We start from the raw sequence: 26,312 nt of genomic DNA, 5'->3' as shown, positions 1-26,312 counted from the left end.
AAACTACTGTATTTCTTGCTTGGCGATGGCACGGTCTAACTTAGCTCGTTCAACTTCAGGGGACGCTTTAATCGCGTTCACTAAGTTGATGAGATCTGTGCCGTCTTCAGCGGCTAACAAGAGTAAATTACTCTTGTTCTGCCAATCCACTTTCAGGCCATGAGCTTTTGCAAAATCCTCAGCTGAAACGGCAGGTTTAAGCTTAACAACCAATTTGCCAGTCATTTCTGCAAATGGCTTACCAGATTGAGTCACCACTTTCTGTCCTTTCGTCAACTGTTTTGCTTGCTTCACGCCAGCGTCAGTTTTGACAAAATATTGGCTGTCAGTACCCAAAAACTCAGCACGACTGATTGTGACGCCAGGTGTTTCGCCTTGAGGTTCAACCAAATCAACTTTGTCATGTGCCATAGCTTGTGCAGATAACGCAAGAGAAACTGCAACTAATGATAAATTCAACGCTTTCATTTAATACTCCTTAAGATGCAGACTTGGCAGCGTGGCCATGGAAACGAATTGACCAACCTTTTAGTTTTCCATCAGCTTCATTGGGAATAGAGATATAACCTTGGTCATATTTGATAAATTTATAGCTACCACTATTCACATCTATAAGCTTGATAGTCCATTCTCCCTTAGATGATTCACCATAGAAAGCATTAGACAGCATAGGCGTCGCATCAAAGCCTGTAATGAGATCCTCAGGATCTGTTTTGTCCATTACACCTTGATATACCAAACCGTTATAAGGTGTCATTAATACACTTTTCGTTCCTGCTGGAGATATTAGCTCAACAGCAAGATCCGGTAGACGTAAGTGATCTGCAGTTAACTCGATTTGTACAGCTTCAATCACTAAATCATCCGCCACCACTTGAGTATCACTGACACCATTGACGTCCGCATCAGGAATAGCTTTTGCCAATTCTTGGCTTGCTTGCCATTCAGTTACTACGTATTCACCTAAATCCTCAGCATAGGATTTAGCCAATTTTACCGCTTCGCTTACGTTAACTCGACCAAAACCATAAAAATTATGGAATGAATAACCAGCAGCATTTTGTTGCCATCCCGGAATAGCAACATATTCTTGAGCAGCATCGCCCTCACCAATAGTAACGGTTTTGGCCGCAATATCAGCATTCACTTTGGTTGAAGTCTTGGCAAGAACATTGCGTACATCGCGCCACGACAAATCAGGGTTTGCACTCATGATCACGGCGACTACACCTGAAGTATTTGGTGCAGCTGATGAGGTACCATTCATCGTTGAAGTGTAATCACAGTTTGAGTTTAAAGGATGTAACCCTCCGTGGAACGGTGTGCTTGGACGATCTTCTGCAATCGCAGATCCATTCTCACAACCTACACGATCTGTTGTCACAATCGCTGGATTAACTTCACCATATTCGCCACCAGGCGCAGTGACAAAAATATTAGACCCTACAGATGAATAGCTCGATAACACGCCTTTAGCATTGATAGCACTAACCACTAAGTTGTAGACGTTTGCATTATCACTGGACATGTTTGAGTTATGGAAAGGCAATCCATGGTTAGCAGGGTTTTCAGCTGTGGCAGAAAAGTAATCTCCTGGAAGCCAGAAGGTACTGAAACGATAGTAGTCATAACCATTACCAGCCGATTTAACGAAGATACTGCCTTTACCATCAAAGCTTTGAGTCGTCACATCGCGGTATACTTCAGATTCATCCTCTTCAAAACCGTGCGGGAAAGGCACGCTGTAACCATAGCTTTGGTTAAAAACACGGGCACTATCGCTGTAGGCACTAGCACCATGTGATTTTGTAAAGTTTTCAAATGTTTGAACATTTGTAACTTTACCTGTCGGATCGGAATCTAAGAAGTTAAAACCAATTAGTTGTGCCTTTGGGGCGACACCACGACCACCAATACCGTTCCAACCTTCTGCTGCGATAATCCCGCCAACTGCAGTACCGTGACCTGATTCACCAGAAAAAGGAGTTGGGTCAACTGAACCCGTGATCAAATTGTAAGATCCTCCCTTAACAGTATTGTTCACTAAATCGGGATGAGAAATTTCCAAGCCATCATCCACAACGGCAACTGTGATGCCTTGACCCATAACTTGCTTTGAAATTGCGTCACTGACATTCATGTCTTCGCCAGCAATACCACGATTCAGTGCAAAAGAATTCTGCCCCGTATTTTTCAAATGCCATTGATAAGCATATAAGGGATCGCCACTTCTGATATGAATCGTTAAGCTTGCCTCTGCTTGATGCTGACCGTCAGATACTTTAAATCTGACAACTTCAGAGCCTTCACTCGCATCGGAAGAATAAGTAAATTCACCTGTACTTTTGTTAACTAGGATCAAAGTACCTAGTTTTAAATCAGTTGGATCAACTAAAGAGTAAGTCAAACCACCTTCGGCATCAGTCGCATCTAATTTGCCTGTGAATAATAGAGACTGCGACACATCAATGGTCATATCGGCAGTTGTTGGTGCTGTGTTGACCTTAGCGACTGGCTGTGGAGCCTTTTTGTCACTTCCACAACCTGCCAATAAGGCGGCCGTGATGCTTAATGCAACAATGGACATACGCATGGATAGACATTCCTTCTTGTCATTACATCTTATAATTTAATATTGGATAGCTAGAATTCACTCGCCTTTATCCGCATTAAATACTGTTATTTTAATTATTATTGAACCACCAAAAACCAACATTAGCATTTAATGGTGATACATCTTTTAACATATGAGTAATAAGAATGAAAACAACAATAAACAGAACGGTAGATTGAATGTAAATTTTCTAGTTATATCTCCAGTAATAATAGACTTAAGAAACTGAGTCACCACCTTGGCCAACTAAATGCATAGCAATTAAAAATCAATAACTTAAAAAATAAAATTAAGTACTAAAATTAATGAAAGCTCTTTTTTAGTGTATTAAAAATTTAAAAATAAATTGTTACATTTTGACAAACCCTACAGCATTAACAACATAGCATACTCATTAGTGGTTAAATTAAATATACTAAGCCTTGTATAGAAAATATGCTGCGTCTAAAATATTTAGCAACAATATTATGTATAAAAATTCTTAAGGTGGATTGAGATCCAATATTACATATGATTATCTGCAAGCCGCATATTCAGAAAATAAATGACGACAGACATGATCTTACTGACTCCTAATTTAATGATTTTATAACCCTAGTCATAATATTAGTCGCGAAAAATAATAGACCACGATGGTAAAGTAATTAGCTGTTATCTTTGGCGTTAATGAGTTAACTGTCAGTTCCAATCAATATAGTTCGGGCATAAAAAAGCCCTCAATTTTGAGGGCTTTTTTATGCTATTACGTAAGAATTTTCACAAACACTAGACCTTAGCTAAAGTGCGCTCTTTGGCGCTCCAATCTAAGTGATATTTCTCGCCAGCTGGCGTATCGATACGCTCAAAGGTATGAGAGCCGAAAAAGTCACGCTGACCTTGGAGCAAGTTCGCTGGTAATGTTTCGCAGCGGTAACTGTCGTAATATGCCAGTGCTGAGCTAATACACGGCGCTGGAATACCTTGCATTACCGCAGTCGCTACCGCAGTGCGCCATAGGCCTTGCTTTTCAGATAAGGCTGACGCAAAACTGTCGGCCATCAACAGATTGCTAAGCTCGGCATTGTCTTCATAGGCTTGAGTGATTGATTGCAAGAACGTCGCGCGAATAATACAACCCGCACGCCAAATTTTTGCAATTTCAGCAAAGTTTAACTGCCATTTTTGCTCATGGGCCGTCATTGCCATCAACTGGAAGCCTTGCGCGTAACAACACACTTTCGCGCAATATAACGCACTTTCAAGGGCTTCAATCAACTGCGCTTTTTGCGCCTCATCGATAGCAGGTGCATTTGGCCCAGCCAATTTCTGGCTAAGTTGTAAACGTAAGGATTTTTGGGTACTTACGGCGCGAGCATATACAGCTTCAGCAATCGTCGGTGCCGGACAACCAATTTGTAAACTGCTTACGGCCGTCCACAAACCCGTGCCTTTTTGGCCCGCTTTATCTAAGATCATTTCCACCAACGGTTTACCCGTTAATGGATCGGCCTGTTTTAAGACTTCGGCACTGATCCCCATCAAATAGCTGTTTAAGCTACCTTTGTTCCAGCGTTCAAACACATCGCCCACTTCTGCAGCGCTCATGCCTAAACCGTCATGCAGCATTTGATAGGCTTCGCAAATCAACTGCATATCTGCGTATTCAATACCGTTATGCACCATCTTCACGTAATGGCCAGAACCCGCAGGACCAATATAAGTCGTGCATGGCTCGCCTTCTGTCACTGGATTACCCGGTTCGAAGCGCTCTATGGGTAAACCTGTACTTGAATCAACCTTAGCGGCAATAGCTTTCCAAATAGGTGCCACGTGATGCCATGCATCGATATCGCCGCTTGGCATAAGTGATGGACCGAAACGCGCACCGACTTCACCGCCCGAAACCGCAGAGCTGAAAAATACAAACTGACCTTTGTAGCGCGCTTCACGCTCAACAGTGTCAGTCCATAGGCTGTTACCAGTATCGATAACGATATCATCGGACTCAATTCCGGCAGAAATCAAAGCACTACAGACACCATCGACGGGTGCGCCCGCGGGAACAGAAAGCACAAGAATGCGGGGTTTTGTGAGACTGGCTAACATTTCGGTAAGATTAGCACAGCCAAGAATGCGAGGTTCGAGTCCAGCGCGTTCCTGTTTTTCTTGCTGTATAACACCATTAACTTTAACAGGATCGAGGTCAAATGCGCTGACGTGATATTGGTTATCCGCGATGTTTAGCGCTAGGTTTTTACCCATAACGCCAAGGCCAATTACGCCGATATCATTAAGATTGCTGTGGTTTTGCATTATATAATTCCCACGGGTCACAGAGGTTAGAGCTAACCAATTTTGAGGGGTAATTATACCGATCTTTGTAACTTAATTACCAGAGAGAAAAGGCGATGCATACGATTGGCAATCTCGATTACAGTGAGATTGCCAATCCCGTATTGCGAAACGGGTTAGTTAGGACTTAGCCCAAGTGATACTTGTATTGGCACGTTTATCGACAACTTAGTTTGCGAGTTTAAGCCCTAAAACGCCCAGTAATATCAGTATCAAACTGGCAATCTTAAGTAAGCTAACTCCTTCTCCTAACAGGATAATTCCCGCGATAGCGGTGCCCATAGCGCCAATGCCGACCCACACGCCGTAAGCCGTACCGATAGGCAGCTGCTTAACCGCGAGTCCTAGTAGCACAACACTCACGGCCATCGACGCCACTGTAAAGATACTTGGCCACAAACGTGTAAAACCTTCGGTATATTTAAGCCCTATGGCCCAACCAATTTCGAATAAACCCGCAAGGACTAATAAGAACCAACTCATAGTGAACTCCTAATTAGGGGTCGTCCCCTACCAAATTAAGGCATGTTTAGGGTCGTCCCTAAGCCGGTGAGAATACAAAGTCGTCAGTGAAGTGTATCTAAAATCTCCATAGATACACATTGCTTCTAGTGGTGGTTTTAGTTGAATGAATTAAACAATTGCTAATGCTCAATTCCCGCATATAAACAACTCAAAATAATGCAATTGAGTAACAAAAACATTCAATAAATACGCGGCAAGAATAGCAAATCATAATGGACTATTGCTCAAATTTAGCGGGGATATTTGTTTCAATTCGCAACAGCAAGCGATTTTTAGAGTGGGAATTTCCTACATGAAATCCCCATTCACTAAACGCAAGCTTAGATTAAGGCATCGGCATAACCCATGCGAGTGAGCGCGGTACGCACTAACTCTAAGGTCTGTGGATCTTCTATGGTCGCTGGCGCGGTATATTGCTGATTATCGGCAATTTTTCGCATAGTACCACGTAAAATCTTACCAGAGCGCGTTTTGGGCAATTTTTGAATCGCACTCACTAACCTAAAGGAGGCGACGGGACCAATCTCTTGACGCACCAAGGTAATGAGCTGTTTATGCAGCTCTTCATCACTGATCGTCACGCCCTTTTTCAGCACCACTAATCCTAAAGGCACCTGACCTTTAAGCTGATCATCCACACCAATCACAGCCGCTTCGGCCACATCAGGATGTTGACACAAAACTTCTTCAAAACGTCCAGTCGATAACCTGTGCCCCGCCACGTTTATGATGTCATCAATACGACTCATAATGTAGAGATAACCGTCTTCATCGGTATAACCCGCATCGCCAGTTAAGTAATAACCTGGATACATAGACAAGTAACTATCTTGATAGCGTTGATCATTTTGCCACAGTGTCGTCAAGGTTCCCGGCGGCAAAGGCAGCTTGATCACCACATTCCCCGAGGTATTGGGCGCAACTTGTTCTCCCAATTCATCCACCACTTCAACCGCATAACCAGGCACAGGTAAAGCGGGTGAACCCGGCTTAATGGCGACGGGCGCTGTGCCCATCAAATTTGCCGCGACTGGCCAACCCGTTTCAGTTTGCCACCAGTGATCGATAACAGGTTTAGCGAGTTTAGTGTGTGCCCAAACTAAAGTGTCGGGATCGCAACGTTCCCCCGCCAAAAACACGTTTTTAAGACAAGCTAAATCAACACCTTGTAGATACTCACCGTCAGGATCTTCACGCTTGATCGCGCGAATGGCCGTCGGCGCGGTGAAAAAACTTTTGACTTTATATTTGGCAATCGTGCGCCAAAAAGCGCCGGGATCGGGCGTACCGACAGGTTTACCTTCATACATTAAGGTTGTAGCGCCCACCAGCAGCGGTCCGTACACAATGTAAGAATGACCCACAACCCAGCCCACATCAGACGCGGCCCAAAACACATCGCCCGCTTGAATATCGTAAATATGTTGCATCGACCAAGCCAGAGCCACTGCATGGCCGCCATTATCGCGCACCACACCTTTAGGCTGACCCGTGGTGCCTGAGGTATAAAGCACATACAAGGGATCTGTGGCCTTAAGAGAAACACAATCGGCCTTAGGTGCAGTCGCTAACGCGGTTTGCCAATCTAAGTCACGGCCCTCCTGCAAATCGGCTTGATACTGGCTGCGATTTAAAATCAGGCAATGCTCCACCTGATGAACAGCATGTTCCAATGCTTTATCTAACAGAGGCTTATAAGGGATCACGCCCGAAGGCTCAATGCCGCAGGATGCCGACAGTACCAATTTAGGCTTGGCATCGTTAATCCGAGTCGCGAGTTCATTGGCGGCAAAGCCACCAAAAACCACAGAGTGAATCGCACCTATGCGGGCACAGGCCAGCATAGCGAAAGCGGTTTCCGGCACCATAGGCATATAAATCACCACACGGTCGCCCTTCCCGATACCAATTGATTGCATAAAGCCCGCGAGTCGGCTCACTTGAGCCTGTAGCTCCGCGTAGCTAATGCCGTATTCAGTGTCCGTTACAGGGCTCACGTACTGGATCGCCACTTGGTCACCGCGTCCGGCCAACACATGGCGGTCGACGGCGTTGTAACAAGTGTTCATCTCACCATCGGCGAACCAGTGATAAAACGGCGCCTGCGATTCATCGAGCACAGTGTGCGCCGGCTTAATCCAATCGAGCGTCTTCGCCGCTTCTCCCCAGAATTCGGCTTTATTAAGCAAGGATGCTTGGTGCAACGCTTGATGTTTTTGTTGGTTCTGTTTTTGATTTGCGGCTTGCGCTACAGATGCATTTTGCTGTTCGGTCAACATATGTCCTCCAATCAGGACTGCGGCTAAAATCGTCAGCCGCAATAACTACCCCTTCCAACAACCATTATTAACAGGGGGCCTTAAGCCCACTATTAGACGTTAGCCTATAACCAGAAAAGATTTGTGGTTTTATACGAGAACACTAATTTAAAGCACTCGTTTTAATCTCGCTGCACAGGCTGATGGCAATTGGGATTGACACTTTTTTGCCAACAGAATAAAAGCCAAAATCTTTACCTTTACGTAAACTTCATATATCTTGCTTAAAACTGATTATTTAGGGTGCATGAATGAGCGCAACGAACACACCACAAACGACTTACTCGATCAGTGATCTCTCAAAAGAGTTTGATATCACTACTCGTAGTATTCGTTTTTACGAAGACCAAGGTTTACTTAAGCCTAAACGCCGCGGCCAAACCCGTATTTATAGCCTCAAAGACAGAGTGCGCCTCAAGCTCATTCTTCGCGGTAAACGCTTGGGCTTTTCTTTGGCAGAAACCCGTCGCCTGTTCGAATTATACGATGCCGACAAGAGCAGCACCGCACAGCTCAATACCATGCTGGCGCTAGTGGAAGAAAAGAAATCCGCTCTACAACAGCAAATGGACGACATCAAAGTCGTGTTGATGGAACTCAATTCCGCCGAGCAGCAATGCCGCTTAGCCTTAGAAGATAACAAAACGGCAAAAGCCTAAATCCCAGTGGCAACAAGATCAAGTCAATATGATTGACTCGCGCATTTCAAGACGCAGGATGTTAGCACTAGGATTAAGTACAAGATTGAAAAGACTCAAGCACCTAAAAATCATAAAAACGATAACAATCTGAAATTAGAACATCTGAAAGGACACAAGCAATGAACTCTCTCTACACAAGTCTGAATTTTGGCCTAGGCGAAGACGTCGACATGCTGCGCGATGCGGTGCAGGATTTTGCCGCGAATGAAATCGCTCCAATTGCCGCGAAAGTGGATCACGACAACGCCTTCCCCAATGAACTTTGGCCTGTGCTAGGAGGAATGGGACTGCTCGGCGTAACCGTACCCGAAGAGTTTGGCGGCGCGAACATGGGCTACCTTGCCCACGTCGTGGCGATGGAAGAAATCTCCCGTGCATCGGCCTCTATCGGCCTAAGTTATGGCGCCCACTCAAACCTGTGTGTCAATCAAATCAACCGTAACGGTAATGCCGCGCAAAAAGCCAAGTATCTGCCAAAACTGGTGAGTGGTGAACATATTGGCGCACTCGCCATGAGTGAGCCAAACGCAGGTTCTGACGTAGTTTCAATGAAACTACACGCCCGTAAAGAAGGCGACCGTTTCATCTTAAACGGCAACAAGATGTGGATCACCAACGGCCCCGATGCACACACCTATGTGATTTACGCCAAAACTGACTTAACCAAAGGTGCACACGGTATTACCGCCTTTATCGTTGAGCGTGATTCGAAAGGTTTTAGCCAAGCGCAAAAACTCGACAAACTCGGCATGCGCGGCTCTAACACCTGCGAATTAGTGTTTGAAGATGTGGAAGTGCCAGAAGAAAACATTTTAGGTGGCCTCAACAACGGCGTTAAAGTGCTGATGAGCGGCCTAGATTACGAGCGCGTCGTGCTATCTGGCGGCCCGCTGGGGATCATGAACGCCTGCATGGATATCGTTGTACCTTACATCCACGAGCGCGAACAATTTGGCAAATCGATTGGTGAATTCCAACTGGTACAAGGCAAGTTAGCCGACATGTACACCGGCATGAATGCCGCCAAATCCTACGTGTATGCCGTAGCAAAATCCTGCGATCGCGGTGAAACCACCCGTAAAGACGCCGCGGGCGCCATTCTGTATAGCGCAGAACTCGCCACCAAAATGGCACTGGATGCAATCCAACTGCTCGGCGGCAATGGTTATGTTAACGAATACGCCACCGGCCGCTTACTGCGTGATGCCAAGCTGTATGAAATCGGCGCGGGTACCTCTGAAATTCGCCGCATGCTGATTGGCCGCGAACTGTTCAATGAGTCGAAATAACGCGAGTTCCAATAATCTCTCACAAGTGAATGGGTAGCCCCTCACTGTAATTTACAGTTTGCGCCACCCATTCGAGCAAGGTGATACCGAGTTTCCGCTTTATAAGGACAATCAAAGTGACGCAAATAAGCAGTCGTATCAACGCCCGTAGCGATGAATTTAAAGCAAAATCCGACGATATGGCCGCCCTAGTGGCCGATCTTAAAACTAAACTCAATAAAATCGAACTCGGCGGCGGCCCAGTGGCGCTGGAGCGCCATTTATCCCGTGGTAAATTACTGCCACGTCAACGGGTTGAAAAGCTGCTCGATGCAGGTTCACCCTTTTTAGAACTGTCGCAATTTGCGGCGTTTGAAGTCTACGACGAAGAAGTGCCCGCAGCGGGCATTATTGCCGGTATCGGCCGTGTGAGTGGCGTGGAATGCATGATCATCGCCAACGACGCCACAGTGAAAGGCGGCACTTACTACCCGATTACCGTCAAAAAACACCTTCGCGCCCAAGATATTGCCAGCCGTTGTCACTTGCCTTGTATTTATTTAGTCGACTCGGGCGGCGCTAACCTGCCCCGCCAAGATGAAGTGTTCCCAGACCGCGACCATTTCGGCCGTATCTTTTACAACCAAGCGCAAATGTCCGCAAAAGGTATCCCACAAATCGCTGTGGTCATGGGCTTATGTACCGCAGGTGGTGCTTATGTGCCCGCCATGGCGGATGAATCCATTATCGTAAAAGATCAAGGTACGATCTTCTTAGCGGGCCCGCCATTAGTGAAAGCGGCCACTGGCGAAGAAGTTAGCGCCGAAGAACTGGGCGGCGCCGAAGTGCACACCAAAATTTCCGGCGTGGCGGACCATTTAGCGCAAAACGATGAGCACGCGCTGGAGCTTGCCCGCCGCGCGGTATCACGCCTTAATCATCAAAAAGAAATCAAATCACTGCTGAGCCCAGTCAAGCCGCCAAGATTTGACATTAGCGAACTGTACGGCATTGTCGGCACTGATTTGAAAAAGCCTTTTGATGTCAAAGAAGTGATCGCCCGTATCGTCGATGATTCTGATTTTGATGAGTTTAAAGCCAACTACGGCGCAACCTTAGTGTGCGGTTTTGCCCGTATTCACGGTTACCCTGTCGGTATCGTCGCCAACAACGGCATTCTGTTCTCAGAGTCGGCGCAAAAAGGCGCACACTTTATTGAACTATGCTGCCAGCGCAAAATTCCGCTGCTGTTCCTGCAAAACATCACCGGCTTTATGGTGGGTAAAAAGTACGAACACGAAGGCATAGCTAAACACGGCGCTAAAATGGTGACCGCGGTTTCTTGCGCCAATGTGCCTAAATTTACTGTGATTATCGGCGGCAGCTACGGCGCAGGTAACTACGGCATGTGTGGCCGCGCGTTCGAACCGACCATGATGTGGATGTGGCCTAACGCCCGTATTTCTGTGATGGGCGGCGAGCAAGCGGCTGGCGTACTCGCCACAGTGCGCCGCGACGGTTTAGCCCGCAAAGGTGAAGAATGGTCGGCTGAAGCTGAAAAAGCCTTTAAAGCGCCGATTGTCGCCCAGTACGACAAAGAAGGTCATCCGTATCATGCCAGCGCCCGTTTATGGGATGACGGCATTATTGACCCAGCGCAAACCCGCGATGTAGTCGGCCTTGCCCTATCGGCGGCGTTAAATGCCCCTATCGAAGACACCCGCTTTGGTGTGTTCCGTATGTAAAGGCACATGTGAAAAACATATGTCACACAATAAGATAGGGGGAAGAATAATGACAGACACATTAAACAGCACTAGCGGCACAAAGGATTTAAGCAACTTGCAGCACGTCACTTACGCGCTCAATAACGGCGTTGCCGAGCTTATTCTTGACCGAGCAGAAGTACACAACGCCTTTGATGAAGTGATGATTAGCGAGATGATTAGCGTCCTTAGCTATTTTGCTGAGCACAAGCAATGCCAAGTACTTGTACTCAAAGCGAACGGCAAAAACTTCAGCGCCGGCGCCGATCTTAATTGGATGCGCAAACAAGCCAAAATGGACTTTGAGCAAAATCTAAATGATGCCAAAGCCTTAGCAAAACTGATGCAGGATTTGGATACCTTTCCTAAGCCCACCATTGCATTAGTGCAAGGCGCAGCCTTTGGCGGTGCACTGGGGCTGATTTGCGCAAGCGATATCGCTATCGCCACGACGCGCGCCAGTTTTTGCTTGAGCGAAGTGAAACTCGGATTAATTCCTGCGGTGATAAGCCCTTACGTTACCCGCGCTATGGGTAACCGTGCATCGCGCCGCTACATGCTGACCGCCGAGCGTTTTAGTGCCGATACTGCATTAAAACTTAATGTCGTCCATGAGATCAGCGATGACTTAGACGCCGCCGCAAAGCCGATGATTGACGCGCTGCTGGCCAATAGCCCGCAAGGCATGGCATGGGTAAAAACACTGCTGTCGCATCTTGAAGACGGCGTGATAGACCAAAACACCATTGATTACACTAGCGAGCGTATCGCCCGCATTCGGGTATCAACCGAGGGCCAAGAGGGCTTAAATGCCTTTTTTGAGAAACGTCTGCCTAACTGGCAACAAGCGCTCTCAACTCCCCCCACGCCAAAGCCAAGTGATACCCAAGGAGCCCTTTGATGTTAACCAAGCAAATGTTTACCAAGCTATTGATTGCTAACCGCGGTGAAATCGCCTGTCGCATCATCAAAACCGCCCATGCCATGGGCGTTCGCACCGTTGCCCTATATTCCGATGCCGATAAAGAAGCGCGCCATGTCGCCATGGCCGACGAATCTTTCTATCTAGGTGGCAGTGCGCCGGCAGACTCCTATTTAAAGGGCGATTTGATTATCGACATCGCCAAAAAAGCCGGCGCCCAAGCCATTCACCCTGGGTACGGTTTCTTATCTGAAAACGCCGACTTTGCCCGTAAATGTGAAGCCGCAGGCATCGTCTTTGTTGGCCCAGGTAGCGATGCTATCGATGCCATGGGCAGTAAAAGCGCCGCCAAATCTATTATGACGGCGGCAAATGTGCCCTTAGTGCCGGGTTACCACGGCGATGACCAAACCGATGCGACCTTAAAAGCGGAGGCACTGAAAATCGGCTTCCCTATGCTGATTAAAGCGGCTTATGGTGGCGGCGGTAAAGGCATGCGTATCGTCGAGAATGAAGGCGAAATCATGGAAGCCGTTAACTCGGCGCGCCGTGAAGCGGCCTCTTCTTTTGGTAACGATAAGTTATTGATGGAGCGTTATTTACGCCAGCCGCGCCACGTCGAAGTGCAAGTGTTTGCCGACACCTTTGGCAACGCGATTTACTTATCGGATCGCGATTGCTCGATTCAACGTCGCCACCAAAAAGTGGTCGAAGAGGCGCCAGCACCGGGCTTAAGTGATGCCCTGCGCGCCCAAATGGGTGATGCAGCCGTCGCGGCAGCTAAAGCTATCGATTATGTTGGCGCGGGGACGGTGGAGTTCTTGCTCGACACAGACAACAGCTTCTATTTCATGGAGATGAACACCCGTCTGCAGGTTGAGCATCCAGTGACTGAGATGGTCACTGGCCAAGATTTAGTCAAATGGCAATTGCTGGTCGCCAGCGGTCAGCCACTGCCCCTTAAGCAAGATGAAGTGCGTATTCACGGCCATTCCTTTGAAGTGCGTATCTACGCCGAAGATCCGCAAAATGAGTTTTTACCCGCCAGTGGTAAGCTCAACTTTTTGCGTGAACCTGAGCAAAGTAAGTTTGTCCGTATCGATTCGGGCATTCGCGAAAACGATGTGATCAGTAACTTCTACGATCCTATGATTGCCAAGCTTATCGTCTGGGATGAATCACGTCCGCGCGCCCTGCAACGTTTAGTGCATGCGTTAGAGTCGTATCAAATCAGCGGTCTTAAGCACAACATTGAATTTTTGGCGAACATTGCCGAGCACCCAGCGTTTGCCAATGCCGACTTTAGCACTGACTTTATTGGCCGTTATGGCGATACCCTGATTGGTACAGCTTCAAGCGAAGCCGACACTGCGCTTGCCTTTGCGGCGCTGTATCAAGTACTTGCCCGTAAAGAAGCCGCCAAAGCGCAAGCTGTCAACAGCGCCGATCCTTACTCGCCTTGGGGTCAAGTGAGCGGCTTTAGACTCAACAGTTGTAGCCAACACAATATTGCCCTGCTTGATGACGCCCATGAATTGCAGCAGTTAGTGATGCTCGATTTAGGCGGCATGTATCAGTTGCCACTGCACGGCCAAGATTGGTTGCTCAATGGCGAGCTGAAACAAGACTTACTGCTCGCCGAAATCAACGGCCATAAGAGTAAAGTGCCGGTTAGCGCACAAGGTGATGACTTTACGCTGTTTTTATCCTCTGGCAGTTACCACTTCAAAGCAGTGCAAACGCTAGTGGTCGAAGAACAAGCCAGCAATGCTGACAAGTTAAAAGCCCCCATGAACGGCACTGTCGTGACCCATTTAGTCGATGTCGGCACACAAGTGAAAGCGGGCCAAGGTTTGCTAGTGATGGAAGCCATGAAGATGGAATACACAATCGAAGCGCCCTTTGATGGCATAGTCACTGAGTTCTACTTTAAGGCGGGCGAGCTGGTAACCGATGGCGCAACCTTGCTTAACGTTGAGCCGTTAGAGACAGACGAGCCAACCGCGATCAAGGAAGCCTAAGATGTCTTTCGTCAATCTAAGCCAAGCAGCGGACGCCAAAGATAGGGTCAGCATCTTCGAGATGGGCGCGCGCGACGGCCTGCAAAACGAAGTCGCTGTGCCGACGGCAGCTAAAATCGCCTTGATTGAATCGCTGGCAGATGCAGGGCTTAAGCGCATCGAAGCGGGCAGCTTTGTATCACCTAAATGGGTGCCACAAATGGCCGATTCTGCCGATGTGCTCAAGCAAATACAGCGCCAAAGCGGCGTGGTGTATAGCGCGCTCACGCCCAACGTCAAAGGCTTTGAACTGGCGCTGGATGCAAAAGCTTCCGAAGTAGCGATTTTTGGCGCCGCCTCACAAAGCTTTAGTCAACGCAATATCAACTGCTCGATAGAAGAGTCGATTGAGCGCTTTATCCCTTTGATGGAATTAGCAAAAGCGCACAATATTCCGGTGCGCGGCTATGTGTCCTGCGTGCTCGGCTGCCCCTACGAAGGTGAGATAGCGGTCAGTGAAGTGGCCCGCGTGTCTGAAATCCTTTACAAAATGGGCTGTTACGAAATATCACTCGGTGACACTATCGGTGTAGGCACGCCGCAAAAAGCCCGTAGAATGCTGCAAACTGTGAGTGAACTAGTGCCTATTGAGAAACTGGCGCTACACTTTCACGACACCTATGGCCAAGCATTAGCTAACATTTTGGCCTGCTTAGACTTAGGTGTGCGGGTGTTTGACTCCTCGGTTGCAGGTCTTGGTGGCTGCCCCTATGCCAAAGGCGCGTCGGGCAATCTTGCCACCGAAGACTTAGTGTATATGCTGCACGGCATGGGATTAGAGACAGGTATCGATCTCAACAAGCTAGCGTTGGCAGGGCAAGCAATCAGCACACAGCTGAATCGCAACAACGGTTCGAAAGTGGCCACGGCCCTGTTAGCAAAATAGAACAACAATAATTAACGACACCAACAACCGTTATTAAAAACGCGCGTTATTTCCCGCGCGTTTTATACAGCATAAAAGGACATCACAATGGCAGGACTCAATAAAGTCGTCAGCAGCTATGAAGAAGCGTTAAACGGCTTATCAAACGACATGACCATTATGGTTGGCGGCTTTGGCCTGTGCGGCATTCCCGAAGGCTTCATTAATCAAATGGTTAAGATGGGCGTTAACGGTTTAACGGCGATATCAAACAACGCTGGCGTTGACGACTTTGGCCTTGGTTTACTGTTAAAACATCGCCAAATCGCCACTATGATCGCCTCTTACGTGGGCGAAAATGCCACCTTTGAACAGCAAATGCTCTCTGGTGAACTGAACGTGATTTTAACGCCCCAAGGCACGCTGGCGGAAAAGATCCGCGCAGGCGGCGCAGGTATTCCGGCATTTTTCACCGCTACAGGCTACGGCACGCCAGTCGCTGATGGTAAAGAAACCCGCGAAATCAAAGGTCGCCATTACGTGTTAGAAGAGTCGCTGACCGCAGATTTTGCCTTAGTGCGTGCATGGAAAGCCGATACCATGGGTAATCTCGTATTCCGTAAAACCGCCGCCAACTTTAACCCTATGATGGCGACCGCGGGCAAAATCACTGTGGTTGAAGCCGAGTTTATTGTTGAGCCGGGCGAGCTAGATCCAGATCATATCCACACGCCGGGCATCTATGTTGACCGCGTTATTCAAGGCAGGTTCGAGAAACGTATCGAGCAGCGCACGGTAAAAGCCGCGAAATAAAAGGCGCTGGCAGAAACCTTGAAACACAGTTAACGCAATTGGCACTTAGCTCCCTAAAGTAAAAACTAAGGGTAAAGGCCAAAGCGTCAAAGCCAAATAGAAAGGATAGATATCATGGCATTATCAAGAGAACAACTGGCTCAGCGCGTCGCCAAAGAATTAAAAGATGGCTACTACGTCAACCTCGGCATAGGTATTCCAACACTGGTCGCTAACTATATCCCAAGCGGCATGGAAGTCATGCTGCAATCGGAAAATGGCCTACTCGGCATGGGCGAATTCCCTACCGAAGACACCATAGATCCCGATTTAATCAACGCGGGCAAACAAACCGTTACCGCAGTCAAAGGCGCGTCGTTTTTCTCCTCGGCGGAAAGCTTTGCCATGATCCGTGGCGGCCATGTGGACTTAACCGTGCTCGGCGCCTTTGAGGTCGATGTGAATGGCTCTATCGCCTCATGGATGATCCCCGGCAAACTCATCAAAGGCATGGGCGGTGCGATGGATTTAGTCGCCGGCGCTGAAAACATTATTGTGACTATGATGCACGCCGATAAATACGGTAATTCTAAGCTACTGCCCGTATGCGAATTGCCGCTGACTGGTTACGGCTGCATTAAACGCGTCGTCACAGATTTAGCCTTTATCGAAATCAAAGATGGCGCTTTCCATCTACTAGAGCGCGCCCCAGGTGTCAGCGTAGAAGAAATCGTCAGCAAAACTGCTGGCAAATTAATCGTACCTGAGCATGTACCAGAAATGGTGTTTTAAGCGTTCTCTAACCTAAGAGTTTAAGTTTGCTTCTTAGCATCAATGCTCCAGTTTGATGCACTAAGTTTTATACCTTAAAAGCCCAGAAGATAATTCTGGGCTTTTTGTTTATCTAGCAATTAGCTAGCGCTGCGACTTGAGAGCTAATCCTAGTCAATTGCACCACTCATTCATTAGTATGAATTACCTGATTAACCCGCTATATTTCAGTAAATTACCTCTTAAAAAAGCGATAATACACGGCAAATTGTAGGTTATGGATAACACGGAGAGCGGTATGCGGGCATGGAGGATCTATTTCTGGTTTTGTGTACTGCAATTAATCATGAATTACCGCGCGGCTATGATGTCCACTGTCGCTTGGTACGATTTTATCAATTGGCTGGTGATGTTGCAGGGATTGATTGGCCTTCAAGGCCAAGTCTATAAATTACGGTTTTTCTCACAAAAAGTGTGGCAACGATTCTTCCCCATATTCTGCGTATGGAGCTTGATGTATGTAGGCATCAATTGGGCCAGTAATACGACAAATCCACCAGACATAAGCTCAAACATCGGCTATGTGATCATCCTAATGCTGACCATTCCGCAGTGTTTAGCCCTATATCGATACGTAGTTAATTGGCATCACTTACCCGCAAAATCGAAAAAGCCTTAACCCTAAAAATCGCCAAATAATGGTATAAATTGCACCATTCAAGAAGCGTATCTAAAACAACTATCAGCACAAAGCCAAAGGAAAGCTTATGTACCAGATTTCAATTGTGATATTTGATGAATTTACCGATATCGATTTTTTCCTCATGCGTGACATCCTCGGCAGGACAAAAACAGACTGGAATGTGAAAGTACTCGGGACCAAACCTAGCCACAGATCGAGTTTGGGGATGATGGTTGCAACCGATGGTCATGTGGCCGAAGTCGCTGATGCCGACGTAGTGTTATTTAGCAGTGGCTACAAAGGCGTGCCTGCCGCACTTGCTGATCCTGAGTTTATGTCCGCCCTTAAATTAGATCCCACACGGCAATTGCTTGGCAGTATCTGCGCGGGGTCATTCTTCTTTGCCAAATTAGGCTTACTCGACAATATCTCGGCAACGACTCACCCCGATGCAAAACCCGCATTAGTGGCCATGGGCGTCGATGTAGAAGACTGTGCTCTGGTTATCAATGGCAATATTGCCACCGCGGGTGGCTGCCTGTCCTCACTCTACTTAACCGGCTGGGTCGCTGAGCGCTTATTCGACAGTGCAAAACGCCGCGAAATTCACAGACAGCTTATTCCAGCAGGTCAAGCTGATATTTATGAGACGCTGATCCAATCATCAATAGCAGCTGCAATTCGCTAGCGAGTGGTTCAGGTTCGCAGCCAGAAGCAAGGGACTGCGTGATTACACTGAAAAATCTTCTCGGGACAGTAAAAGCCGAGCACCAGATCACCACCCAGAGTGAACTTGCAGCTTTGCTGTCGCAAAATGAATTACTCGTTCAGCAAATCCAAACTGCCGATGCGCAGCATTGGGTGCATTTTGCCAAGAATACCTTCGATGGTTGGTACTGTATTCAAACACCTATGCTCAGTACCTTTGAAGTTTACTATCAAGAACGTGGGCAAAACTGCTGGGGAGAAGATGTTTTTACCGAGCAAAGTGTAGCCATAGCTACAGTTATTTTTATGTCTGGTGTTTGGGATCAAGTCCCCTAGCACTAAGCAAGTAAAAGCCTGTTCACTCATTCTGTGTGTTCACATTTACGAATGGCAGTGTGACTATCCATTACGCGACTTTCGATTATGTAACGAATCATTGCTCGACTTTCAATATCGAAATCATCCTGTTAGGGTGACGTACTTAGATTGACTCACGAGAACAGACTCATTCTTAGCACTCAAATAAACTCTCTGTTTAACTCTCTCATTGCCCAAAGGAGCGGTATCTATGGACTGGCTTATTATTGCACTCGCTGGCTTTTTAGGCGGCATGCTCAATGCGGTTGCCGGTGGTGGCAGTTTTATTACCCTTTTGGCGTTAGTGTTTGTCGGGGTTCCACCGATTGCGGCGAATGCAACGGGGACTGCCGCGCTACTGCCCGGGTATATCGCCAGTGCTTGGCGCTTTAGAAAAGATATCGAATATCCGGCGAGTCTTAGCCTTAAGCATCTGATCTTGATTGCCCTTATCGGCGGCAGTATTGGCGCAGGTATTTTGCTGACCACCAGCGAGCAAGTCTTCGCAAAACTGATCCCTTGGCTGATTTTACTGGCCACCGCGGCCTTTATTGTTGGTCCTTGGTTACTCAAACGAAGAATCGCTGAGCAAGGCGAAAACACCTCTACGCCAATGTTAAGTCCGATGACAGCACTGATAATGCTGTCGACCGTGTGTATCTATGGTGGTTATTTTAATGGTGGCTTAGGCATCATACTGCTCGCGAGCTTTGGGCTGATGGGCCAGACCAATCTACATGGGATGAACGGTCTTAAAAATCTCATTTCTGCCCTACTCACCGCCATCGCCGTTGTGGTTTATGCCGCGGGCAATGTTATCGATGGGCAATATCTGTTGCTGCTTGCTGTAATGGCGATTATCGGCGGCTATGTCGGCGCGGCGCTGGCCTATCGTATTTCACAGCCCTTGCTGCGCGGCTTTATTGTGATTGTCGGTTTAGCGATGGCCTTAGGCTTTTTCATGCGCTGAGCTGTTTATGCGTGAAACAAGGTTTTATACATAAGGTTTTAATACGTTAGCCTTTGAATGCATTAGCCAACGCGCAGTTCTTGGAATCAAGGGAACAAGACAGTGAGTTTAGATACAAGGTCACATCGAGAAATTGCCCTTAGGTTACTGGCTTGTTACTCTGAGCCATCATTTAGGAAAGCACTGTGACTAAGGATAGCGATGAAACGGATCACCTTTAAACTAAGCAGCTTGAAGCTAAAGACCTTGAAGCTGAGCACCTTAAGTCTTGCCCTGTGTCTTGTTGCAAGCTCACCCGCTATTTACGTGCAAAACACTAGTGCTGCAACCATTAGCGTCAAAACGGAAACGGGTAACATTCAGGTAAAAACCATAGCCCAAGGGTTAGAAAATGTCTGGGGTATGGCATTTTTACCCGACGGCAGCATGCTCGTGACTGAACGCGCCGGCAGAATGCGCATTGTTAGCGCCGCAGGTAAAATAGGTGAACCCTTGACGGGTTTACCACCGCTATATGCCAAGGGCCAAGGTGGTTTACTCGATGTGGTGCTTGCTCCAGATTTTGCCAGCAGCAAAAAAATCTATTTCAGTTATTCAGAACCCGCTGAAGGTGATGCAAGCGATCTCAATAGCACAGCGGTGAGTTTTGCCACGCTCAATGGTAACAAGCTTGAAAATCTCAGCCGCGTTTTTAGTCAGCAACCTAAAATCAACAGCGGCCATCATTTTGGATCCCGTCTGGTGTGGGCGCCTGACGGCACTTTATTTATCACACTTGGCGATCGTTACAGCGAAAAAGATAGCGCACAAACATTGGACAATCATTTAGGCAAAGTGGTGCGTATTCATGCCGATGGCTCAGTGCCTAAGGATAACCCCTTCGTCAATACGGCTGGCGCCTTACCCGAGATCTGGTCTATTGGTCACCGCAATATGCAGGGCGCGGCGATTAATCCCGTCAGCAAAGTATTGTGGACGGGCGAGCATGGGCCCCAGGGCGGCGATGAACTCAATATTGATGAGTCGGGCAAAAACTATGGCTGGCCTGTAATTACCTATGGTGAGAATTACGGCGGCGGCAAAATAGGCGAAGGCACCCACAAGGCTGGAATGGAGCAACCCGTCTACAAATGGGTTCCCTCAATTGCCACGGCGGGCTTTATGTTTTACACGGGCGATAAATTTCCGCAGTGGCAAAATAATATTTTACTCGCCAGCCTAAAGGAAAAAACGCTAGTACGTTTAGTGCTTGATGGCGACAAGATTATTAAAGAAGAACGGCTGCTAAAAAATGAATTGGGGCAAAGATTACGCTCAGTCGTGCAAGGGCCTGATGGGTTAATTTATCTTGTGACCGATGAAGCAAAATCAAAAATTTACCAAATCTCACCGCATCAATCTTAAGCACCCTCTTTAACCACTGTCTTTTAACCAGTGCAACAAGCTCAATGGTGGGAGAGGAATAAAGTTCGATACTGAATCGTCACATGTGCTTGATTCTACAGCATCAGATTGAATACGTGGAAAAATAAAGCATCATACTCATCTGCGCTTAGGTGCATAAATCGAACAGCAATTGAGTATTAAAGTTTCATACTCAAGATAACTCATTTTTGGACAAAAGTGAGTTAGTTTTATTACTCTAATCAGTGGGCTTCGGATAAACATTTCTATAGACTAACGCCCGCCTAACCTGCGGCGTGCTGGCACAGTTTTTTGCTGTTATTTTAAAAATAATGTGACAGCTTTAGTCGTCTGTTTCAGGCGCTTGTTATACGATTTTTTCGTCGTGGATAATTTCAATATTTACCTTGACATCCCATGTATCTGAAATATGAGCAATATCTCTAATTTCACCGATATCTAATATTAATGGCGCTTCATCCTCTGTTTTGGTATCAACTACAAATCTATATTCTTTTTGATGTGAGAGATTTTTTGTTTTATAAAATGCAGCTCGATCTCCAAATTCACCAGTAAAAATTTCAGGGTCATAGTATGTTACCATTCCTGCTTTAGCCGAATCTCCGTAACCAGCCTTTCTAATTGCTGCCACCATTCTGTCTATAAATTTTTTTGTGTTATGTATAACAACATAGTATTCACCAAGTTTTGTACACTTTTCTGGAACATTAAAATCAGCCTGCATTGCTTGTATGTTATCTGCTGGATTTAATAAATGAGATTCTGAGGTAGCACCAGTAAATAAACAAAATAAATGTAAATATTTATTTTTGATTTGTCGTGATTCGATTGGGCCAGCGATCGAAGTCAATACACGCCCATTAACTTCAATAGTCACATCTTTTGGTTGCCATATTGCGGCTAATCCTTCCCGAGGATCAGCCCGATTATCTTCCTCATCCCCTTCTAAGCTCGGAAAATATGAAAGTCGGTTCATATAAATTTTACCATCGAGAAAATCATTCATGTATTGTTCGTTCTCGAAAACTCTTAGGAAAAAAGCAATTTTCCGCATACTACCCCTCGAATCGTATAACATTTCATTAGTGCGCATGCGCGTAGTTCCGTGAAAGAACGCGCAGTTAACTGTCTGTATGTAAATAACTTATCAGCATTCTGCCAAATACACCATCTGTACAAACGCGTAAGAGCATTTTCCAGACCTATTATCTAACCGTTGAGGCTTTTACCTCGCTGATTTTAAATGACTTTAAATTATCCATATTGGGATATCTCGCAAGGATATTGCTCTCAACGTCCTCAAAAACAGGCGTTTTAAGATATGACTGTATACCTGTCCAGATTTTGGCTGTTATAGCGAAGCGTTAAAAGTTGGGCCAATAGATTAGATTTTGTAAGGCAACTCGTTCGTAAACGCCAAAATGAACAAACAAGTGTTAGCAAACTTTGGGGCAATAGCTTTTTAGCTAAACGAACAGCAGAAGTGTTAGTTAAGATTGGCATTGTTGCACCAGTGACCTTCTAAAACATGGATGTTTTAGTAGAGCCCTCAGGGACGAGTTTATGGCGAGTCACTGGGGAAACAATGACAATTAATGCTGCGTAACTCAGTGGCCTTGCTTTGGGGCATTTTCGAGTCAAAAAATGCCGTTAATCGGCCCAAATCACTGCTATTTAGGCGGACAATTTAATTATTCATAATAAATTTTTATCGCTTGGTATGAGATGTTATAACCCTCCTACAAGAATCGATAGATAGTTTAAGCGATAAAAAAACAAAGAGCGTTCTTAAAGAACACTCTTTGTGGTTAGCTTGCGGTTGTTAATTTGCAGATATTAAACTTGGCATGAAAATCACTGCCTTTATTCGTTTACCACGCACATACCCTGCTCGGTTTTCACATAGGGAGACAGAATAGGCATCATGCCTTTCATCACTTGCAATGGTAGCGCAGAGGTGAAACTAAAATCATCGGATTTACTGCCAGGCACGAAGGCTGTTAAAGTGCCAAAATATTTATCACCCAGATAAAACACGAAGGTTGCGGTGCGGTTCATGGCGGTGGTCGCCACTTTTTTACCTTGCTGCATCTGAGTCACGATACGGTTATCACCGGTGCCGGTTTTCCCGCCTATGGCTAACATCTCGCCTTTTTCATCGGTAAAAATGCCCTTCAAACGACGGGCGGTACCGTTTTGCACTACGTTCGCCAGCGCCGCTTTTAAAGCTTGCGCGACTTCATGGCGCATGACTCGCTCACCTTGGGTGTTCTGATTCTGCAGCGTCACTTCGTATGGTGTATCCGCGGCAAAATGCAGCTGATTGATACGCACGGTAGGCAAACGATAACCATCATTCTGAATAATGCCCATCAACTCGGCCAAGGCCGCAGGTCTATCACCCGAGCTGCCGAGCGCCGAACCTAAGGATGGCACCATAGCATCAAAGGGGTAACCTAAACGCGCCCAACGCTGATGTATGTCGAGGAAGGCCTCCACTTCAAGCATCACTTGCACTCGAACGTCACGGGCGTTTTTATGTCGCGTCCTAAATAACCAACGATAAACCTCTTGGCGTTGTGCTTCACTCGCCTGTTTCACATCGTTCAAATTGGCATCGGGATTGTGATTAAGATAATCCAGCACCCACAATTCCAACGGATGCACCCGTGCGATATAACCTTGATCCGGCAGGTTATATTTATCAGGGCCGTACTTGTTATATAAGCTCTTAATACGACCATCGGTATAACTCACCTGCGGCAATCTTTGCTGCAGAAAAGCCTTAAATGCCGACATAGGTTCATCGGGCAAGAGGTAGCGATACGCCGACGTTAATTGTTGCTCCGACTGGGATAAACCGTCGAAGAACATCCCAAAACGCTCATTCGCAGCCACTTTTTTATACTTGCGATAAAACTTAGTGACGAAGGTATTACCCTCTCTATCGGCAAATACTCGCAGGTATTCGTCGCGGCGCGGATCTTTATCGTTACGCAGCAACTGGGCCATATTGCCCTCATTTTGCATACTGCTGCTGTAATTGACTATGTCGCGCATGAGGCGCACAAACGGTAAGTTAATCGAATCCTGCAAAGCTTGATAAAGTGTCGGCGTTTTAACATCTTCCGATTTTTTAAAGTTATTAAACACATGCAAACCGCCACCGGTAAAGAACTGCTCACTGGTTGAGGCAGAATATTCCCGCTGTAGTGCCGCATCTAACATGCGATCTAAACGTCTGTCAGGATTCACAATCAAGTAATCAATCGCCCAACGGGTTAAGTGATCCCTAGGTTCGATAATGATAGATTCCAGTTCAATACCATGTTTTTTCGAATATTTTTCGTGGATCTCGGCGATGATTTCTAAATAGGTCGCCATCACCCGTAATTTAGCGGTAGAACCCAGTTCCAACTTACTGCCTTCGTTAATATCAAAGGGTTGGTCGGTACTGTCAGTCTGCACACGAACTCGGTTGGCGGTGTCGGTACGCTCGTAAAGCGTAAAGCTATACAGCACGTTTTGCAGTTGGCTTGGCTCGAGTAAACGCTCGCCCAATAAACCCACTTGCTCTGCGGTCGACGCTTGCGCCAGGCTGCGCAAGTAGTGACTCACTTGCTGCTGTAAATCACTGTGTAAGCTACTGTTTACTGTTAAGTCGAGTCGGTCTAAATCGTAGAGCCCCACATTTAACATGCCCGCGGTACGAATCCGCACTGTATTCACGCCCTTATCGGCGCCCGATTGCGTATTTCGTTGCGGCTTAGAGACCCTAAACTGCAATTTCTGCGCGAGTGCGGCATCACGCAGACCACGGTCAATAAGGTAATATTGGCCGAGTAAGCGGATATGGCTATCGACTAAATTTTCAAGATCTTCATGACCTTGCAATAAATAGTATGAAGGGCGACGCTGGGCAATCATCAGCGCGACCACTTGGCGGAATACTTGTCCACGCTTGGCGGCATTACCCTTGATTTGTGGCGATGCTAACAGCTTGTTTGCGGTATCGAAATCGGTGCCAAACCAAGCCCACAACCCGTCACCAATACCATGCACTTCACCATGATTTGGCGCCGAGGATAATGGCACTGTGTTTAAATAATCTTGGACGATGCGCTTACGAGCGGGTTCGGTATTCTCACCTTGCTGGTACACGCGCACACTGGCCGAGCCAATTTGTAATAACTTATCCTTGATGCTTAAGGTTAAGCCTTGGGAAGAATGGCGGAATTTTTCAATCTGAGTCGCCAGCGTACTGCCACCGGCGGTAGACACATTCATGCCGACCATCTCTGCAATTTGGCTCATCCCCGCCACCACAAAACGTGGCCAGTCGATCACGGGATTGAGTTTATCTTCCGTGGTCCATAACTCGCGGTTTTCAATAAATAATAAGGTATTAACGATTTCATTGGGGATCTTATCGTCGTCCTGATAAACCCGTTTGGGATAGGCGAACTCGTACAAATCGGTATTGCGACAATCGAGCAGCGTTAAGCCAGATTGCGCCTTTTCGTGATAAGGCGGGAAAAATCCCAGCTGCGCGTATTCCTGCAAGGCAGGCGAAAACGCCACTTGCTGCGTCACCTGAAAATTCCGTTGCATTAATCGGTCGATATACTGGGGTAACTTACTATAACCATGGCGCTCATCAAAGGGGCCATAACTTGGATAAATCACCGCTGTGCTCGGTGAGTTTTCTAATTCATAGGTGAGCGTCTTAGCATATTGATTGATGTATTTGGCTTGATAAAACGAGGTTTTCACTTCAAGGCCAATCAATAATGCGATACAGCAAATCAAAATAAAAAATAAGAACCAGACTCTGCCCTTTGATCTGGCTTTACGCGGAGTCTTAACCTTCACCTTAGGTTCGGGTTGTGGTGGACGAGGACGATAATTTTCGAACTTCATCTCTGACGGGGAATTAGGCAAAACAGCTCCAAAAAAACACTAAAATAAATATCTTTCATGCAACTCAGCAAATCCGTTGCCACTCAGTAAAACAAGACATCAACTCATTAAGCCATGACGTTTATTAGGCCTTAGCTATCCGATCTATATAGTGGAATAGTATATCCACACTTTCTCAAACCTTGTTTCACCCAAAAGAGTGGTATCCATAATCCACAACCGCCACTCACTCACGCTAATGTTAAGCTGGCCACTTATACTATTTTTAAGCAAAGAGTAAATTTCGCCAAGTCTTAATTTGTTGATACACAGGTATT

20 protein-coding genes are annotated in these 26,312 nt (G+C 46.7%); 13 read left to right on the top strand and 7 right to left on the bottom strand.

The window, feature by feature from the left end; genetic code table 11:
• Positions 1-3 precede the first annotated feature (3 nt).
• The 5 genes from OX890_RS09245 to OX890_RS09225 form a co-directional block, all read right to left on the bottom strand.
• Positions 4-468 (bottom strand): hypothetical protein, encoded by a 465-nt coding sequence (locus tag OX890_RS09245; RefSeq protein WP_268650488.1) that lies wholly within the window; start codon positions 466-468, stop codon positions 4-6.
• Positions 469-478: 10 nt separating this feature from the next.
• On the bottom strand, positions 479-2,593 hold the full coding sequence (locus OX890_RS09240; protein WP_268650487.1) for a S8 family serine peptidase: 2,115 nt from the start codon (positions 2,591-2,593) through the stop codon (positions 479-481).
• A gap of 786 nt (positions 2,594-3,379) precedes the next feature.
• Positions 3,380-4,906: an NADP-dependent phosphogluconate dehydrogenase gene (gene gndA, locus OX890_RS09235; RefSeq protein WP_268650486.1), complete on the bottom strand. Its 1,527-nt coding sequence runs from the start codon at positions 4,904-4,906 to the stop codon at positions 3,380-3,382.
• A 207-nt stretch (positions 4,907-5,113) separates the two neighbouring features.
• Entirely contained in the window at positions 5,114-5,428 is a 315-nt protein-coding gene (gene sugE / locus OX890_RS09230; protein ID WP_012089635.1) for a quaternary ammonium compound efflux SMR transporter SugE, read from the bottom strand.
• A 362-nt stretch (positions 5,429-5,790) separates the two neighbouring features.
• Entirely contained in the window at positions 5,791-7,749 is a 1,959-nt protein-coding gene (locus tag OX890_RS09225; RefSeq protein ID WP_006085527.1) for a propionyl-CoA synthetase, read from the bottom strand.
• Between the two features lie 290 nt (positions 7,750-8,039).
• On the opposite strand from OX890_RS09225, the gene OX890_RS09220 reads away from it, so the two are divergent.
• From OX890_RS09220 to OX890_RS09160, 13 genes are all read left to right on the top strand, one after another.
• On the top strand, positions 8,040-8,447 hold the full coding sequence (locus OX890_RS09220; RefSeq protein ID WP_006085528.1) for a MerR family transcriptional regulator: 408 nt from the start codon (positions 8,040-8,042) through the stop codon (positions 8,445-8,447).
• Positions 8,448-8,608: 161 nt separating this feature from the next.
• Entirely contained in the window at positions 8,609-9,778 is a 1,170-nt protein-coding gene (locus OX890_RS09215) for an isovaleryl-CoA dehydrogenase (RefSeq protein WP_012089637.1), read from the top strand.
• Positions 9,779-9,894: 116 nt separating this feature from the next.
• A complete protein-coding gene (locus OX890_RS09210; RefSeq protein WP_006082320.1) occupies positions 9,895-11,502 on the top strand; it encodes a carboxyl transferase domain-containing protein in 1,608 nt (535 codons plus the stop codon).
• A 49-nt stretch (positions 11,503-11,551) separates the two neighbouring features.
• On the top strand, positions 11,552-12,424 hold the full coding sequence (locus tag OX890_RS09205) for an enoyl-CoA hydratase-related protein (RefSeq protein WP_268650485.1): 873 nt from the start codon (positions 11,552-11,554) through the stop codon (positions 12,422-12,424).
• Entirely contained in the window at positions 12,424-14,466 is a 2,043-nt protein-coding gene (locus tag OX890_RS09200) for an acetyl/propionyl/methylcrotonyl-CoA carboxylase subunit alpha (RefSeq protein WP_268650484.1), read from the top strand. The genes OX890_RS09205 and OX890_RS09200 overlap by 1 nt, the downstream gene beginning before the upstream one ends.
• 1 nt (position 14,467) lies before the next feature.
• Entirely contained in the window at positions 14,468-15,391 is a 924-nt protein-coding gene (locus OX890_RS09195; RefSeq protein WP_268650483.1) for a hydroxymethylglutaryl-CoA lyase, read from the top strand.
• Positions 15,392-15,478: 87 nt separating this feature from the next.
• The gene (locus OX890_RS09190; RefSeq protein ID WP_268650482.1) at positions 15,479-16,183 is read left to right on the top strand and encodes a CoA transferase subunit A; all 705 of its coding nucleotides are present in this window, start codon (positions 15,479-15,481) and stop codon (positions 16,181-16,183) included.
• 114 nt (positions 16,184-16,297) lie between these two features.
• A complete protein-coding gene (locus OX890_RS09185; protein WP_006082325.1) occupies positions 16,298-16,954 on the top strand; it encodes a 3-oxoacid CoA-transferase subunit B in 657 nt (218 codons plus the stop codon).
• A gap of 277 nt (positions 16,955-17,231) precedes the next feature.
• The gene (locus tag OX890_RS09180) at positions 17,232-17,612 is read left to right on the top strand and encodes a hypothetical protein (RefSeq protein WP_268650481.1); all 381 of its coding nucleotides are present in this window, start codon (positions 17,232-17,234) and stop codon (positions 17,610-17,612) included.
• Between the two features lie 88 nt (positions 17,613-17,700).
• Positions 17,701-18,303 (top strand): DJ-1/PfpI family protein, encoded by a 603-nt coding sequence (locus tag OX890_RS09175; RefSeq protein ID WP_268650480.1) that lies wholly within the window; start codon positions 17,701-17,703, stop codon positions 18,301-18,303.
• Positions 18,304-18,341: 38 nt separating this feature from the next.
• A complete protein-coding gene (locus OX890_RS09170) occupies positions 18,342-18,659 on the top strand; it encodes a cytoplasmic protein (RefSeq protein ID WP_115334266.1) in 318 nt (105 codons plus the stop codon).
• 232 nt (positions 18,660-18,891) lie between these two features.
• Positions 18,892-19,650 carry a sulfite exporter TauE/SafE family protein gene (locus tag OX890_RS09165; RefSeq protein WP_012089645.1) on the top strand — a complete coding sequence of 253 codons (759 nt, stop codon included), beginning with the start codon at positions 18,892-18,894 and terminating at the stop codon, positions 19,648-19,650.
• Positions 19,651-19,851: 201 nt separating this feature from the next.
• Positions 19,852-21,054, top strand: a complete 1,203-nt coding sequence (locus tag OX890_RS09160; protein WP_268650479.1) for a PQQ-dependent sugar dehydrogenase — start codon at positions 19,852-19,854, stop codon at positions 21,052-21,054.
• A 367-nt stretch (positions 21,055-21,421) separates the two neighbouring features.
• On the opposite strand, the gene OX890_RS09155 is transcribed toward OX890_RS09160, so the two are convergent.
• Positions 21,422-22,081: a hypothetical protein gene (locus OX890_RS09155; RefSeq protein WP_268650478.1), complete on the bottom strand. Its 660-nt coding sequence runs from the start codon at positions 22,079-22,081 to the stop codon at positions 21,422-21,424.
• An 857-nt stretch (positions 22,082-22,938) separates the two neighbouring features.
• Complete coding sequence (locus OX890_RS09150; protein ID WP_268650477.1) at positions 22,939-26,016, bottom strand: transglycosylase domain-containing protein; 3,078 nt, start codon at positions 26,014-26,016, stop codon at positions 22,939-22,941.
• Between the last annotated feature and the right edge of the window lie 296 nt (positions 26,017-26,312).

This window comes from Shewanella sp. DAU305, from assembly GCF_026802235.1.
Classification (GTDB): domain Bacteria; phylum Pseudomonadota; class Gammaproteobacteria; order Enterobacterales; family Shewanellaceae; genus Shewanella; species Shewanella baltica.
Note: the sequence above shows the minus strand (reverse complement) of the source record. Positions and strands in the feature narration are given on the sequence as shown.